This window comes from Amycolatopsis tucumanensis (assembly GCF_021654135.1).
GTDB lineage: Bacteria > Actinomycetota > Actinomycetes > Mycobacteriales > Pseudonocardiaceae > Amycolatopsis_E > Amycolatopsis_E tucumanensis.
In genome coordinates this window covers 140461-155723 of record NZ_JAKGSD010000006.1, presented here as the reverse complement: position 1 = coordinate 155723, position 15263 = coordinate 140461, and the positions used below count along the sequence as shown (strand labels likewise).

Here is a 15263-nt window from a genome sequence, read left to right as displayed (position 1 = left end):
CTAAGCTTTTATTGCTTAGGTTGTCTAAGTTAATCGGCTCACAACCAGCACCGCGCCGCCGAGGGTGACGGCGCCGGCTACGACGAAGGCGCTGCCCAGGCCCGCACCGGTCTGCACGACCGCGCCCAGCACCGCCACGCCGAGCACGGCCCCGATCTGCCTGGTCGTGCTGCTGATCCCGGACGCCAGCCCGCCCTCCCGCGGGCTCACCGCCTGGATCGCGGCTCCGGTCAACGGCGACATGGCCAGCGCGAACCCGATCCCGGTGAGCGCAAGACGCCACCACACGTTCCCGTAGCCCGTGCTCGCGTCCACGAACCCCAGCACCAGCAGGCCCAGCCCGGCCAGCACCAGGCCGCTGGTGACCACGACCCGGAAGCCGTGCCGCGCCGCGAACCTGCCCGCGAACGGGCTCACCACCACCATGCCGAGCGACGCGGGCAGCGTCCGCAACCCGGCAACCAGGACCGAACTGCCCTGGACGTGCACGAAGAACTGCGAGAAGAAGAACGACGAGCCCATCAACGCGAAACCCACCACGACCATCGCCGTGTTCGACACCGTGAACAGCCGCTCCCGGAACAGCCGCAACGGCAGCATCGGCGCCGTCCGGCGGGCCTCCACGGCGACGAACCCGGCGAGCACCACCACCGCGACCGCGAAGCTGCCCAGGATCAGCGGCGAAGTCCAGCCGCGCGATCCGCCCTCGATCAGGCCGTAGGTCAGCGCCCCGACGCCCACGACCGACAGGACCGTGCCCGGCACGTCGATCGACGGCGCCTCCGAGTTGCGGGACTCGCCCAGGACGCGGAGGCCGGCCACCAGCAGGACCGCGCCGACGGGCACGTTCACCAGGAAGATGGCAGGCCAGGAGAAGGCCTCGACCAGGAGGCCGCCTGCCAGCGGTCCGGCGGCCAGGCCGATCCCGCTGAACCCGGCCCACAGCCCGATCGCCCGGACGCGCTCGGCCGGTACCGGGTGCGCGGCGCTGAGCAGGGCCAGCGACGCGGGGCTGAGCGCCGCGGCCCCGATGCCCTGCAGCACCCGTCCGGCGATCAGCCAGCCGATCGACGGCGCGACGGCGCACACCACGGACGCCGCCGTGAACACCGCGACCCCGGCGAGGAACACGCGCTTGCGACCGAACCGGTCGGCGAACACCCCGCCGGACAGCAACAGCATGGCGACCAGCAGCACATAGGCGTCCACGATCCACTGCAGGCCGCTGAGCCCGACGTGCAGCCGCTCCTGCATGTCGGGCAGCGCCGCGCCGACGATGGTGCTGTCGAGCAGCACCATGAACTGGCCGAGGCAGGTCAGCGTGAGCAGCACCGGCCGGCTCACGGGGCGCGTTCCGATCTCCGTCATGGGACCGGACCATAGTTCGATAATCCCGAACTGTCGAACTGTTTGCTACGCTCGACCAATGCGATCGCTACCCCACCCCGCTCGCGAGTCGCTGGCACTCGCGCCGGTGCTGCACGCGCTCGGCGATCCGGTGCGGCTGGAACTGGTGCGGCGCGCCTCCGGCAACCCCGGGTCGACCTGCGCCGTGCTGGCCGAGGGTCTGGACGTGCCGATGTCGACCCTGACCAACCACTGGCGGATCCTGCGGGAGGCCGGTGTGATCACCATGACCGTCGACGGCAGGCACCGGCGGATCCAGGTCCGCGGCGACGACCTGGGCGAACGCTTCCCCGGCCTGCTCGACCCGATCCTGCGCCTGGCGGCGGGCGAGTAGGTACGGTCACGGGCATGGACGCGGTGGTTTTCGACCTCGACGGCGTGCTCGTGGACTCCGAGCAGACCTGGGACGAGGTCCGCCGGGCGGTGGTCGCCGACCACGGCGGCAGCTGGACGGCCACGGCGACCAGGGCGATGCAGGGGATGAGCACCCCGGAATGGGCGCGCTACCTGGTCGAGCACCTGGGCGCGCGGCTCACGCCGGACCGGATCGCCAAGGTCGTGATCGACCAGATGGCCAAGCGCTACGCGGGCGGGCCGCCCGTGCTGCCCGGCGCCGCGGCGGCCGTGCGCGCGGTCGGCGAGCGGTACCCGGTGGCGATCGCCAGCTCGTCACCGCCGGTGCTGATCCAGGCGTTCCTCGAGGCCACCGGCCTGACCGGCCTCGTCGAGGTGGCGCTGTCCAGCGAGCAGGTCGCCGCGGGCAAGCCGGCGCCGGACGTCTACCTCGAAGCCGCCCGCAGGCTGGGCAAGGACCCCGCGCGGTGCGCCGCCGTCGAGGACACCACCAACGGGCTCAAGGCCGCGCTGGCCGCGGGCATGACCGTCTACGCCGTGCCGAACCCGCACTTCCCGCCGGATCCGGCCGTGCTGGCGCAGGCCCACCGCGTGCTGGACACCGTCGCGGACCTGCCCGCCGCGCTCCGGGACTGAAAAAAGGGGCCCGGTCCAGGACCGGGCCCCTCGGCACTCAGCGCTCGATGTCGCCGGTGATGAACTTCTCCACCGCGTCCCGCGCGGTCGAGTCGTCGTACTGCTCCGGCGGCGACTTCATGAAGTAGGACGACGCGGACAGCAGCGGGCCGCCGATGCCGCGGTCGAGGGCGATCTTCGCGGCGCGCACCGCGTCGATGATGATGCCCGCCGAGTTCGGCGAGTCCCACACCTCGAGCTTGTACTCCAGGTTCAGCGGCACGTCACCGAAGGCGCGGCCCTCCAGCCGGACGTAGGCCCACTTGCGGTCTTCCAGCCACTGCACGTAGTCCGACGGGCCGACGTGGACGTTGGCCTTGCCGAGGTCGCGGTCGATCTGCGAGGTGACGGCCTGGGTCTTGGAGACCTTCTTGGACTCCAGGCGCTCCAGTTCCTTCATGTTCTTGAAGTCCATGTTGCCGCCCACGTTCAGCTGCATGGTGCGGTCGAGCTGGACCCCGCGGTCCTCGAACAGCTTCGCCAGCACGCGGTGCGTGATGGTGGCGCCGACCTGGGACTTGATGTCGTCACCGACGATCGGGACACCCGCGTCGGTGAACTTCTGCGCCCACTCCGGGTTCGAGGCGATGAAGACCGGGATCGCGTTGACGAAGGCCACACCGGCGTCGATGGCGCACTGGGCGTAGAACTTCTGGGCCTGCTCGGACCCGACCGGCAGGTACGAAACCATCACGTCGACCTGGGCCTCGCGCAGCGCGGCGACGACGTCGACCGGCTCCTCGTCGGACTCCTCGATGGTCTCCTGGTAGAAGCGGCCGAGACCGTCCATCGTGGGGCCGCGCAGGACCGGCACACCGAGCGGCGGCACGTCGGTGATCTTGATCGTGTTGTTCTCGCTGGCGAGGATCGCGGACGACAGGTCCTGGCCGACCTTCTTGGCGTCGACGTCGAACGCGGCCACGAACTCCACGTCACCGACGTGGTACTGGCCGAACCGCACGTGCATCAGGCCGGGCACCCGCGAGGCCGGGTCGGCGTCGCGGTAGTAGTGCACCCCCTGCACCAGCGACGCCGCACAGTTTCCGACGCCAACGATGGCCACCCGTACGCGGCCGCTGTTGTCGCCCATGCCGGTTTCTCCTTCGTTCAGTGATGTCTTGCCGATTTCGGATGCGGTCTCAGCTCTGAAGCCCGCGGTTCTGCTCGTCCTGCTCGTGCGCGATCAGTTCGTTCAGCCAGCGCACCTCGCGCTCGCTGCTCTCCAGCCCCAGGCGGTGCAGCTCACGCGTGTACCGGTCGATCTTCTCCTCGGCCCGGGCGAGCGCCGCCCGGAGTCCTTCACGGCGTTCCTCGACCCGGCGGCGCCTGCCCTCCAGGATCCGCATCCTGACATCGGCCGGTGTCCGGGAGAAGAAGGCCAGGTGGACCCCGAACCCTTCGTCCTCCCAGGTCTGCGGCCCGGCGTCGACGAGCAGCTTCGCGAAGTGCTCCTTACCCTCCGCTGTGAGCTTGTACACCGTCCGAGCCCGCCGGCCCCAGCCCTTGACGGGCTCTCCGGCTCCCCCGACGTCACTGTCGGCCTCTTCGATGAACCCCGCCCGCTGCAACCGGCGCAAGGTCGGGTACAGCGAGCCGTACGAGAAGGTGCGGAACATGCCGAGCGTGTCGTGCAGCCGTTTGCGCAGCACGTAGCCGTGCATCGGTGCCTCGTGCAGCAGCCCCAGGATGGCGAACTCCAGCACGGTGCACCCCCTTTCGAGGACTTCCACGACACTCCGGCAACCTAACGCCGAATTATATCGGGCCGATACATCGAAGTGGTGTAGCCAACACCAACGATCACCCAATGCGCCCTGAACCACACCCGTGATGTTCACCAGAGCGTTATCGAAAGGTCGGCGTGTCGCACACGCGGTCCAGACCGTTAGTCCGCACAGCTCATGGCGGACACACGACGGCCACGTACTCTGTCACCGTGCAGAACCAGCGACAGGTGGTGGACTACGCCCTGCAGCGCCGTGCGCTGCTGGCCGGCGTCCGCTCCGGTCGTGTCGGCACGCGCGACGTCTGCGACGCCGATCCGTACCTGCTCAGAGCTGCCCGGTTCCACGGCGAACCGAGCGACGCCCCCTGCCCGCTGTGCGGGAAGGACGGCCTGACGAACGTGTCCTGGGTGTTCGGGGAACAGCTCAAGCACGTCTCCGGCTCGGCGAGGACACCGACGGAACTGGCCCGCCTGGCCAACCTGGTCGGGGAGTTCAACGTCCATGTGGTGGAGGTGTGCCGGACGTGCCGCTGGAACCACCTGGTGCGTTCGTACGTCTCGGGCAACGGAACCCCGCACGGCCCGTCCCGGAGGACGGCCGGGCAGTGAGGGGACGTAGCGCAGCGCTGGCACTCGATCACAGAACGGCGCCCGGTGTACCGCCGGTCTGGGAGGCTCACTCGTGAACGACCACCGCAATCGCTCCTGGCCTGGTCAGGAGCCTGATGAACCCCGTCGTGCCCAGTGGCCGCGCGAGGGCGGCGGCCCGGCCTGGCCGAGCGGTGACGAACCACCGCGGCGGCCCGTGCCTCCCCAGCGCCCGCAGGCCCGTGGCCCGCAGGGCCCGCAGTGGCCCGGCGAGGGCGGTGGCCCCGGCTGGCCGGGCGGCCAGGACCCGGACGTCCCGCGTGGCGCCCGCCGCGTCCCGCCCGCGGGCAACCGGATGCCTCCGCCACCGCCGCCGCGCCGTCCCGGTCCGCCGCCCCCGAACGGTGGACCCCAGAACGGTGGTCCCCAGAACCCGGCCGACCGGCCGATGCGTGGCCGCTACCGCCCGCCCGCGGGCCCGGCCGCCGCGGCTGCCGGCGCCGGTGCCGCCGCGGGCGCGGCCGGCCGCCGTCCCGGCATGGGCGACTCCGAGCCCGGCCTGCTCACCCACGCCGAGCTGCACGCCGGCGGGTACCACGACGACTACGACGACTACGTCGACGAGCCCCTGAACGACTCCGGTCCCGAGGACGACGCGCCCGAGGAGACCGGGAAGGGGAAGAAGGGCAAGGCGGCCCTGACGCCGAAGCAGCGCAAGAAGCGGCGCTGGAAGATCATCCGGCGCACCCTGTACGCCTTCTTCGGCGTGTTCGTGGTGCTGCCCGCGATCGCGTTCACGATCGCCTACTTCCTGGTCGACGTGCCGACGCCGGAGGAGGTCCTGGCCCAGCAGGACCAGGTGGTGACCTACTACTACAGCGACGGCTCCGTCATGGGCAAGGAGATCCCGGACAGCGGCAACCGCCAGATCCTCAAGCCAGGCCAGATCCCGGACACCGTCAAGCACGCCGTGTACGCGGCCGAGGACGCGACGTTCGAGACCAACAACGGCTTCGACGTGATGGGCATCCTCGGCGCGGTCTACAACAACCTGACCGGCGGCTCCGGCGGTGGTTCGACCATCTCGCAGCAGTACATCAAGAAGGCCACCGAGAACGAGGCGCCCACGCTCACCCGCAAGGCGACCGAGCTGGTCAAGTCGTTCAAGATGAACCAGACGCAGTCCAAAGAGGACATCATCACGGCCTACTTGAACATCGTCTACTTCGGACGTGGCGCGTACGGCATCGAGGCGGCGGCGCACGCGTACTTCAACAAGACCTCGGCCGAGCTGACCCAGTCCGAGGCGGCGCTGCTGGCCGGCATGATCCAGGGCCCCGGCAAGTCGGAGAACGCCGAGTACACCACGTGGCGCTGGAACTACGTGATGGACCAGATGCTCAAGTACAACTGGATCACGCAGGCCGACCGCCAGTCCGCCCAGTACCCGACGCCGCTGCCGAAGGACCAGACCAAGCCGCAGGCCATCACCGGCAACAACGCCTTCATCCAGGCGCAGGTGGAGGCCGAACTGGAGGCCGCGGGCTACTCCAAGGAGAAGATCCAGGCCAACGGCTACAACGTCTACACGACGATCGACCCCAACGCGCAGCGGCTGGCCGAGAAGGCCGTCAACGACGTGATGCAGGGGCAGCCCGCGGAGCTGAAGAAGGCGCTGGTCGCGGTCGACCCGAAGACCCGCGGCGTCATCGCCTACTACGGCGGCCCGAACGACAAGACCGACTACATCGACTGGGCCAACACGGCACGCAACCCGGGGTCGTCGTTCAAGACGTTCGACCTGGTCGCGTTCCTGAAGATGGGGAAGGGCCTCGGCGAGACGTTCGACGGCACCACCCACCGCCAGTTCGGCGTGCTGCCCAACGGCAACCCGCGCTACATCAACAACGCGGGTGCGTCCAACAGCTGCTCGAAGGAGTGCACGGTCGCCGAGGCGACGATGCGCTCGACCAACACCGTGTTCTTCGACATGGTCGCCAACGTGACCGGTCCGCAGGCCGTCGCCGAAGCGGCGAAGGAGGCCGGGGTCACCTCGCTGAAGGCCGTCGACAACAACATCGCGCTCGGCGGTGGTTCGACCGCCGCGTCGCCGCTGGACATGGCGTCCGGCTACGCGACGATCGCCGACAACGGCACCTACCTGGACCGGCACTTCGTGCAGAAGGTGACCACGCCGGGCGGCGACATCGTGTACCAGCCGTCGAGCAACCCGAAGCCGGCGTTCGCCGAGGGTGACGCCAACAAGAGCAAGCAGATCGCGGGCAACGTGACCAACGCGCTCAAGCCGGTCATCGAGTTCTCGAAGCTGAGCTGCCCGAGCGGCCACGAGTGCGCCGGCAAGACCGGTACCCAGCAGTACGACGCCAGCGCCGGCAACGGCTCCGGGTCGGAAAAGGACAACTCGCAGGTGTGGATGGTCGGCTACACGCCGTCGGTCTCGGTCGCGTCCTGGGTCGGCAGTGACAAGAACACGCCGCTGCGGGACAAGAACGGCAACGCGGTTTCGTCGACCGGGCTGCCGGCCAAGATGTGGCAGCAGTTCCTGAACGACTACCTCAGGGGCAAGCCCAGCGAGAAGTTCCCGACGGTGTCGCCGATCGGCAAGAGCGCGACCGCCGGCGACGACGCGTCGTCCTCGACGAAGCCGTCGTCCAGCAGGCCGAGCACGACGAACTCCAGCACGCCGTCGTCGCCCCCGCCGTCGACGCCGCCGACCTCGGAGTCCACGGAGCCGTCGACGAGCCGGAGCCGGAACACGCCGACCTTCACGTTCCCCGGCGGCGACGACTTCGGGCCGACGAACACCCGCGACAACGGCTGATCCCCGGCTCACGCCGGAGGCCGTAACATCGCGCGGGTGTCCAGCCCGACCGACGAGACCACCTCGGCCGAACCCGCGCCGGCGTCACTCGACGCCGGTCAGCGGGTCGCGCCGTCCCGGACCGATCCGCTGGTCGCGGCCGCGAGCAGACCGATCGGCGGACCGCTCGGCGAGCACGCGGCCGTCGGGCGGCACTGGTTCTGGACGCCGCAGCGGGTCGGGCTGGCGCTGGCCACGCTGGCGCTGATGCTGTGCTGGTTCGGCAAGGCCAGCTGCATCCAGCAGTACGTCGACGACAACGGGCAGACCCAGCTGGACTGGCGGTCCGGCCGCCCGTACGTCGCGATGTGCTACAGCGACGTCGTGCCGCTGTTCAGCGCCGAGCGGCTGGACCAGCCCGGCACGTTCCCGTACCGGACGAGCTGGATCGACGACGCCGGCACGCCCAACGCGCACGTGCGGTACATGGAGTACCCGGTGCTGACCGGGCTGTTCCAGTGGGCGAACGCGAAGATCACGCAGGCTTGGAAGGCGATCTCCGACACCGGGTGGCTGCCCGGGGCGCTGCCGGTGGCGATCTACTTCAACATCACCGCGTTCTGGCTCGCGCTGGCCTGGCTGGTCACGGTGTGGGCGGTGGGCCGCACCGCGAACCGCAGACCGTGGGACGCGTGCCTGGCGGCGATCTCACCGCTGGTGCTGGTGCACGCGTTCACCAACTTCGACACGCTGGCCACCGCGTTCGCCGCGACCGGGCTGCTGGCGTGGGCGCGGCGCAAACCGGCGGTCGCCGGGGTGCTGATCGGGCTCGGCGCGGCCGCGAAGCTGTACCCGTTGTTCCTGCTCGGACCGCTGCTCATCCTGTGCATCCGCGCCGGGAAGCTGCGCCCGTGGGCGGTCACCGCGGGCACCGCCGTCGGCACCTGGCTGGCCGTGAACCTGCCGATCGCGCTCACGCTGAACGCGGGCTGGCAGGAGTTCTTCCGGCTCAACGCGCAACGCGGGATGGACCCGGACTCGATCTACAACGTGATCTCCTACTTCACCGGCTGGGCCGGCTTCGACGGCCCGCTCGCGGCCGGGCAGACGCCGACCTGGCTGAACATCGTCAGCGGCACGCTGTTCCTGGCCTGTTGCGCCGGGATCGCCTACGTCGGGCTGTCCGCGCCGGTGCGGCCGCGGCTGGCGCAGCTGTGCTTCCTGGTGGTGGCCGCGTTCCTGCTGACCAACAAGGTGTGGAGCCCGCAGTACTCGCTGTGGCTCGTGCCGTTCGCGGTGCTGGCGATCCCGCGGTGGCGGCTGCTGCTCGGGTGGATGCTGCTGGACGCGCTGGTGTGGGTGCCGCGGATGTTCTACTACCTCGGCACCAACCACAAGGGACTGCCGCCGGACTGGTTCCTCGGGTTCGTCGCGCTGCGGGACCTGGCCGTGATCGGGCTGTGCGTGCTGGTGCTGCGGGAGATCTACCGCCCGGCCGAGGACCTGGTGCGCGCCGCGGGCGACGACGACCCGGCGGGCGGGGTGCTGGACCGGGCCCGCGACGTGGTGGTGCTGCAGCGACGCCGGGCCCGGCACGCGGTCTGAGATCAGCAGCCCCGCAGCACGCCGGCCAATGCGGACTTCTCGGCCTGGTCGACGGTGAGCCGGTAAGCGGCCTTGGCCTGCACGTACAGCGCGGCGTATTCGCAGCGGTGGCCCCGGGGCAGCCAGTGCGCCGGGTCCTGGCCGTTCCGCTGCTGGTAGCTGCCCTTGCTCACCGCGACGAGGAACCGCTCGTCGTTGCCGAACCGCTCCTTGTCGGCCTTCGACCAGGTGCGCACGCCGGACCGGTTGGCCTCGGCGGTGCCCACCACGTGGTCGACCTCCATGCCCGATTCGACCTTGACGGTCTGCCCGTCGTAGGGCGAGGTCCACTTGCCGGTGATCCGGCAGCTCCCCTTGACCTTCGTCCCGCTGCCCTGCCGCCGCAGGACCCGGTCCCGGACGCTGCAACCCTGCTTCATGTCCGGCGCGGCCTTGAACTGCGCCCAGTCGGAGCTGTAGTACCGCAGCTCGACGTCCTCGGGCGCCACGACCAGCGTGTCCAGCTGCTGCAAGGCGGCCGCGGGGCTGGGTGCGTCGTCCAGCGGCGTCCGGCCCTTGGACGAACACGCGGAAGCCACCAGGCACACACCGACGGCCAGCACGATCGGAAACTTCTTCACTTCTCCCCCCTCGATCACGACAGCGGTCGCGATCATGGCAGGGGTCAGCCGAGCTTCTCCCGCAGGTAGGCGATGTCGTCGGCCTGGCCGTCGGCCGGGGTTTCGACCACCACGGGCGCTCCCGCGGCCGCCGCGACGGCCACCAGCGCCTCCGGGTCGATCGTGCCGCCGCCGTGCACCACGTTCGCGTGGCGGTCCCGGCCGGAGGCGAACTCGTCGCGCGAGTTGTTCAGGTGCACCAGGTCGATGCGGCCGGTGATCGCCCGCACCTTGTCGACCACGTCGTCCAGCTCCCAGCCCGCGGCGAACGCGTGGCAGGTGTCCAGGCAGAACCCGGCGCCGAACTCGGCCACCTCGTCCCACAGCCGCGCCAGCACGTCCATCTCCCGCGCCATCGCGCCGTCGCCGCCCGCCGTGTTCTCGATCAGGATCGGCACCGCGAAACCGCCGTCGGCCGCCTGCCGTTCGAACAGCTTGCGCCAGTTCGCCAGGCCCTCGGCCACGTCCTCGCCGCGGCCGACGTGACCGCCGTGCACGATCAGGCCCTTCGCGCCGATCTCCGCCGCGGCGGCCGCGTGCTGGGCGGCCAGCTTGCGCGACGGGATGCGGATCCGGTTGTTCAGGGAGGCCACGTTGACGATGTAGGGGGAGTGGATGAACACCTCCACCCCGGCCGTCTCGATGTCCGCCCGCGGCGGCTGCGCGACGGGCTTCTTCCAGCCCTGCGGGTCGGCCAGGAAGAACTGCACCACGTCGGCCGAGCGTTCCTTCGCGGCGGTCAGCGGGTCGTCGTCACGGACGTGCGCACCGATCTGCATGTGGCCACGCTACCGGCGGAATCGGCTCGGTTCTCGCCAACCTCGCGGACGCTATGAAGTACCGTGAGCGCGGTCCGTGACACCTGAGGGGGACTCATGGGGAAGACCGCGCGCCGTGCCGGAGTGGCCGGGTTCGTGCTGGCGCTGTCGGCCACGCTCGCCGCGCCGGGCGCGTTCGCCGAGGAGGCCGATCCCGCGCTGGCCGGCAGCTGCGCGGCGACGCTGCGGGACGAGCCGGGCGATGCCCTCACCCTCGACGTCGGCGCCCCGCTCGACCAGCCCGGTGTGCTCACCGTCGGCACCGGCAGCGAGTCCGCCCCGACCGGCCCGGACCAGCGCGACCCGCTGCTGGCGCTGCCGGTCGCGGACCTGACGAAGGCGCTGGGTGTCGGGGACGCGCCCGTCGTCGGCGACCTGGCCGCCGAGCAGCTGTGCCCCGGCGTGCAGGGCACGGTGAACACCCTGTCCGCGGCCACGCAGAGCGTCGTCTCCGGCGAGCCGCTCGACCCGCCGTCCGACCCCGCCCCCGGCCGACCCGCGCCCGGTGAACCCGGCGAGCCCGCGCCCGGCGCGCCTCAGCCCGGCCAGGACGTGACCCCCGCGCCCAGCGGCCCGACCCCGGACGGCGGGATCGTGCCCGCGTCGTTCGTCACCGGCGGCCTGGTGGCCGGGTCCGGGATCGTCCCGCTGACGCCGTCGCTGTCGGCGCTGATCCGGCCCGGCGTCGTCGCGCCCGCCGCGCCCGGGCTCGTCCCACCGGCTGGGACGGAGCCGCCGGTGGTCACGCAGAACTCCGGGACCGCCGAGGCGATGCCGTCGGCGACGACGCCGGCCCGGTTGCCGCTGATCATCGCGGTGTTCGCGCTCGCGGTCGTGGCCGCCGCGCTGACCCGCGCCTGGATGCGCCGCGCCTGACGGTCACGTTCCGGCGTGCGGGCGTCACGCACCTGCCCTAGCTTCGTTGGAACCAGTAGCGACGCGCTGGAGGACGAAGATGCAGGGTCGGACACGCAGGACCGCCGCGGTGGGCGCCGCCGCTTTCGCACTGGCCGGATCGGTCTCGCTCGCCCTGCCCGCGACCGCGAGCGCGGAGACGATCAGCGCACAGTGCGGCGACACCGTGACGGCCAAGCCCGGCGACGTCATCAAGACCCCGCTCGGCCTGAAGACCGTCACCGACGGGCTGACCTCGATCGTCGGCGGCCTGCTCGGCGGGCTCTGCCAGATCACCGTCAAGGTCGTGGACACGGTCGTCGAACCGCTGCCGGTCGTCGGCGCGCCGGCGGCGAGCGCGGTCAACGGCGCGGTCGCGGGCACCACCAACGGTCTGACCAGCACGGTGGACCAGACGGGCAAGGCCCTCACCGGGGGCGGTGCGAGCCAGCCGCAGCCGCAGACCCCACCGGGCGGCGGCGGCAACCAGCAGACCCCGCCGGGAGGCACGCCCGGCCGCACCGAGGGCGCCGCGCCGGCCGCGATCCCCGGGTCGACCAGCCCGGTGCTGGCCGGCGATCCGTCGGCCTTCAGCCTCCTGCCGTTCGGCTCGGGCAGCGCGTACGCGCCGATGCGCAACTACGCGGGCCTGCCGTTCGCGGTGTCCGCGTTGTGGGCGCCCTCGCCGGGCCTGCGCTACGGCAGCCAGATCCCGGGTTACGCGCCGCAGTACGGCGCGCTCGGCCAGCCCGCGCAGTCCGGCCAGGCGGTGCAGAACGCGGGCCAGGCCGAGGCGTTGCCGGGCGGTTCGGACCGCGGCGGCAACGTCGCGCTACCAATGCTCATCGCCGTTGTCGCTCTATCGGGTGTCAGTGCCGCTCTCGTACGCTCGTGGGTCTTACGCGGAGCTACCGCTTAGTATCCTTTGGGTCCGCTCGTCGTTAATCCCTTCCGGGGGCACACGCCTGCGATCACTGGAGGTCCGCGCTCGTGCGCAACACCGGCCTGATGAAGACCACCCGTAGAGCGCTCACCGTCACCGCCGTCGCCGCGGCCATCGCCGGCGGTTCGCTCCTGTCCGCGGGCACCGCGTCGGCGAGCACCGTGCTGTCGCAGGCGTGCACCGGCACCGTGATCGGCGCCCTCAGCGACAGCGTCGCCGTGCAGGGCAAGGACCTCGCGGGCGTGGTCAAGGCAGGCGCGCAGGAGCAGGAGTGGTTCCTGCACCTCAACGGCGTGGACCCGCAGAAGGTCGCGGACACGGTCAGCAAGGCGGGCGCGATCACCGTCGGCCAGATCCCGGCGAACGCGGCCACCGGCACCATCGCGGGCGACGCGATCGCCACCGCCGTCGCGACCACGCTGAAGAACGCGGGCGACCCGTACGCCGTCGGCCTCGGCATCGGCGCCGACCAGCAGAAGAAGACCCTCGACGCGATCACGAACAAGGTCACGGGCAACTGCGGGCTGACCACCTACGCGAACAACTACTCCCAGCCCGGCCTCCCCTCCTCCCAGCCCGGCCTCCCCTCCTCGCAGCCCGGCACGACCGCACCCGCGCCCGGCACCCCGGCGGCCACGACCGTCCCGGGCATCTCGGGCACCGGATCGGCCACCGCCCCGCCGCGCAACTACGGCAACATCCCGGCCGCCGTGCCCGGGGTGGCCGGCGTCGCGGTGCCGCCGAGCGCGCTCTACCCGTCCTCGGCCACGCTGCCCGACCAGGCGCTGCCGCAGGTCGGCGTGCTGGGCGGCCAGTCCACCTCGGCCGGCGACCAGGCGGACGTGCGCAACGCGGGCAACGCCAGCGCGATCGGCGGCGAGCCGGCCGCGGGCAACGTCCAGCTGCCGATGCTCCTGGCGGTCGTGGCGCTGGCCGGGGTGAGCGCCGCGCTGGTGCGGACCTGGGTGCTGCGCAAACTGTCGTAGCCGCCACGTACACTCGACAACCGGCAAACCCTCCTGCCACGGAAAGCCCGTGGCCGTGAAGCCCACAGGAGGTGAGTGGTTGTGTCGCGCCATTACGAGGTGATGGTCATCCTCGACCCCACGCTCGACGAGCGTAAGGTCGCCCCGACTCTGGACACGTTCCTCAACGTGATCCGCACGTCCGGCGGAAGCGTGGAGAAGGTCGACGTGTGGGGCCGTCGCCGGCTCTCGTACGAGATCAAGAAGCACGCCGAGGGCATCTACGCCGTGCTGGACCTCAACAGCGAGCCCGACGCGGTGAAGGAGCTCGACCGGCAGCTGTCGCTGCAGGAGACCGTGCTCCGCACCAAGGTCGTCCGCAAGCCGGTTCCGCGCAAGGCCGCCAAGGCCGCGGCGAAGGCCTGAGGCGGATAGCCCATGGCTGGAGACACCGTCATCACCGTGGTCGGCAACCTGACGTCCGACCCCGAGCTGCGGTTCACCCCGTCCGGCGCCGCGGTCGCGAACTTCACCGTCGCGTCCACCCCGCGCACCTTCGACCGCCAGTCCGGCGAGTGGAAGGACGGCGAGGCGCTGTTCCTGCGCTGCAACATCTGGCGGCAGGCGGCGGAGAACGTCGCGGAGAGCCTGACGCGCGGTGCCCGCGTCGTCGTGCAGGGCCGCCTCAAGCAGCGGTCGTTCGAAACCAAGGAAGGCGAGAAGCGGACCGTCGTCGAGCTCGAGGTCGACGAGATCGGTCCGTCGCTGCGCTACGCCACCGCCAAGGTGAACAAGGTCAGCCGCGGCAGCGGCGGCGGTGGCGGCGGCTACGGCGGGAACACCGGCGGTGGTGCCCCCGCCGACGACCCGTGGGGTTCCGCCCCGCCCGCGGGCGACAGCGGCGGTTTCGCCGACGAGCCCCCCTTCTGACCAACCACTCGTACTGAATTCCCAGGAGCATCACCGTGGCCAAGCCACCCATCCGCAAGCCCAAGAAGAAGGTCTGCGTGTTCTGCAAGGCCGAGCAGAAGGGCCACCCGGAACTCATCGACTACAAGGACACCAACCTGCTGCGGAAGTACATCTCCGACCGCGGCAAGATCCGTGCCCGCCGGGTGACCGGCAACTGCAGCCAGCACCAGCGCGACATCGCCACCGCGGTCAAGAACTCCCGCGAGATGGCGCTGCTGCCCTACACCTCGACCGCGCGCTGAGGAGGGACCACATCATGGCGAAGATCATCCTCACCACTGACGTGGCGAACCTCGGCGGCCCCGGCGACATCGTCGAGGTCAAGGACGGCTACGCGCGCAACTTCCTGCTGCCCCGCGGCTACGCCATCCAGGCCACCAAGGGCGCCGAGAAGAACGTGCAGACCATCCGCCGCGCGCAGGAGTCCCGCCGCATCCGCGACCTCGACCACGCTCGTGAGGTCAAGGCCGCGCTGGAGGGTCTCGGCACCGTCGAGCTGACCGCGAAGGCCGCCGCCGGCTCGAAGAAGCTGTTCGGCTCGGTCACCACCGCCGACATCGCGAACGCGATCAAGGCTGCGGGCGGCCCGCTGCTCGACAAGCGCGTCCTGGAGACCGACGGGCACATCAAGACCGTCGGCAAGCACTCGGTGAACGCGCGCCTGCACCCCGACGTGCAGGCCTCGGTCCGCCTCGAGGTGAAGGCAGGCCAGTAGGTCGTCGAACCGGAGAACCGGGCAGGTTTCCGCAGCTCGCGGGACCTGCCCGGTTTTTCCTGTTCGGGCCCGGAACCGGGTGGCCTGCGCTAGCATCCAATCCGGGCGATCAACGCGGACC

The 15263-nt window shown here is 70.9% G+C and carries 17 protein-coding genes; 12 read left to right on the top strand and 5 right to left on the bottom strand.

The features are described from left to right. Positions 1 to 24: 24 nt before the first annotated feature. Positions 25 to 1368: a DHA2 family efflux MFS transporter permease subunit gene (locus tag L2C96_RS09455; protein WP_237335874.1), complete on the bottom strand. Its 1344-nt coding sequence runs from the start codon at positions 1366 to 1368 to the stop codon at positions 25 to 27. A 58-nt stretch (positions 1369 to 1426) separates the two neighbouring features. On the opposite strand from L2C96_RS09455, the gene L2C96_RS09450 reads away from it, so the two are divergent. Both L2C96_RS09450 and L2C96_RS09445 read left to right on the top strand, forming a co-directional pair. After that, positions 1427 to 1741, top strand: a complete 315-nt coding sequence (locus L2C96_RS09450) for an ArsR/SmtB family transcription factor (RefSeq protein ID WP_237335873.1) — start codon at positions 1427 to 1429, stop codon at positions 1739 to 1741. 14 nt (positions 1742 to 1755) lie between these two features. Beyond that, positions 1756 to 2397 (top strand): HAD family hydrolase, encoded by a 642-nt coding sequence (locus L2C96_RS09445; RefSeq protein WP_237335872.1) that lies wholly within the window; start codon positions 1756 to 1758, stop codon positions 2395 to 2397. A gap of 37 nt (positions 2398 to 2434) precedes the next feature. On the opposite strand, the gene L2C96_RS09440 is transcribed toward L2C96_RS09445, so the two are convergent. Next, a complete protein-coding gene (locus tag L2C96_RS09440) occupies positions 2435 to 3526 on the bottom strand; it encodes an inositol-3-phosphate synthase (RefSeq protein WP_237335871.1) in 1092 nt (363 codons plus the stop codon). A gap of 49 nt (positions 3527 to 3575) precedes the next feature. Next, complete coding sequence (locus L2C96_RS09435) at positions 3576 to 4139, bottom strand: PadR family transcriptional regulator (RefSeq protein WP_017985876.1); 564 nt, start codon at positions 4137 to 4139, stop codon at positions 3576 to 3578. A gap of 233 nt (positions 4140 to 4372) precedes the next feature. Here L2C96_RS09435 and L2C96_RS09430 point away from each other — a divergent pair, with 233 nt between their 5' ends. From L2C96_RS09430 to L2C96_RS09420, 3 genes are all read left to right on the top strand, one after another. Further along, positions 4373 to 4771 carry a DUF5318 family protein gene (locus L2C96_RS09430; RefSeq protein ID WP_020423024.1) on the top strand — a complete coding sequence of 133 codons (399 nt, stop codon included), beginning with the start codon at positions 4373 to 4375 and terminating at the stop codon, positions 4769 to 4771. 196 nt (positions 4772 to 4967) lie between these two features. Continuing rightward, positions 4968 to 7592 carry a transglycosylase domain-containing protein gene (locus L2C96_RS09425; protein ID WP_237335870.1) on the top strand — a complete coding sequence of 875 codons (2625 nt, stop codon included), beginning with the start codon at positions 4968 to 4970 and terminating at the stop codon, positions 7590 to 7592. A 36-nt stretch (positions 7593 to 7628) separates the two neighbouring features. Continuing rightward, a complete protein-coding gene (locus L2C96_RS09420) occupies positions 7629 to 9176 on the top strand; it encodes a glycosyltransferase family 87 protein (protein WP_237335869.1) in 1548 nt (515 codons plus the stop codon). Positions 9177 to 9178: 2 nt separating this feature from the next. Here L2C96_RS09420 and L2C96_RS09415 read toward each other — a convergent pair whose 3' ends face one another. Together L2C96_RS09415 and L2C96_RS09410 are read right to left on the bottom strand one after the other, a co-directional pair. Further along, positions 9179 to 9796: a hypothetical protein gene (locus tag L2C96_RS09415; RefSeq protein ID WP_084506232.1), complete on the bottom strand. Its 618-nt coding sequence runs from the start codon at positions 9794 to 9796 to the stop codon at positions 9179 to 9181. Between the two features lie 44 nt (positions 9797 to 9840). Further along, the gene (locus L2C96_RS09410; protein WP_237335868.1) at positions 9841 to 10614 is read right to left on the bottom strand and encodes a deoxyribonuclease IV; all 774 of its coding nucleotides are present in this window, start codon (positions 10612 to 10614) and stop codon (positions 9841 to 9843) included. Positions 10615 to 10710: 96 nt separating this feature from the next. Between L2C96_RS09410 and L2C96_RS09405 the strand changes: the two genes are divergently transcribed. From L2C96_RS09405 to rplI, 7 genes are all read left to right on the top strand, one after another. After that, complete coding sequence (locus tag L2C96_RS09405; protein ID WP_237335867.1) at positions 10711 to 11529, top strand: hypothetical protein; 819 nt, start codon at positions 10711 to 10713, stop codon at positions 11527 to 11529. A gap of 109 nt (positions 11530 to 11638) precedes the next feature. After that, entirely contained in the window at positions 11639 to 12466 is an 828-nt protein-coding gene (locus tag L2C96_RS09400; protein ID WP_237335866.1) for a hypothetical protein, read from the top strand. A 71-nt stretch (positions 12467 to 12537) separates the two neighbouring features. After that, positions 12538 to 13476, top strand: a complete 939-nt coding sequence (locus L2C96_RS09395; RefSeq protein WP_237335865.1) for a hypothetical protein — start codon at positions 12538 to 12540, stop codon at positions 13474 to 13476. Between the two features lie 81 nt (positions 13477 to 13557). After that, positions 13558 to 13881: a 30S ribosomal protein S6 gene (gene rpsF, locus L2C96_RS09390; protein ID WP_020423406.1), complete on the top strand. Its 324-nt coding sequence runs from the start codon at positions 13558 to 13560 to the stop codon at positions 13879 to 13881. Between the two features lie 12 nt (positions 13882 to 13893). Next, positions 13894 to 14385, top strand: coding sequence for a single-stranded DNA-binding protein (locus L2C96_RS09385; RefSeq protein ID WP_017985887.1), 492 nt, complete (start codon positions 13894 to 13896; stop codon positions 14383 to 14385). Between the two features lie 35 nt (positions 14386 to 14420). Next, positions 14421 to 14669, top strand: coding sequence for a 30S ribosomal protein S18 (gene rpsR, locus L2C96_RS09380; protein WP_020423407.1), 249 nt, complete (start codon positions 14421 to 14423; stop codon positions 14667 to 14669). A 14-nt stretch (positions 14670 to 14683) separates the two neighbouring features. Further along, positions 14684 to 15142: a 50S ribosomal protein L9 gene (rplI, locus tag L2C96_RS09375; protein ID WP_020423408.1), complete on the top strand. Its 459-nt coding sequence runs from the start codon at positions 14684 to 14686 to the stop codon at positions 15140 to 15142. Positions 15143 to 15263: the final 121 nt, after the last annotated feature.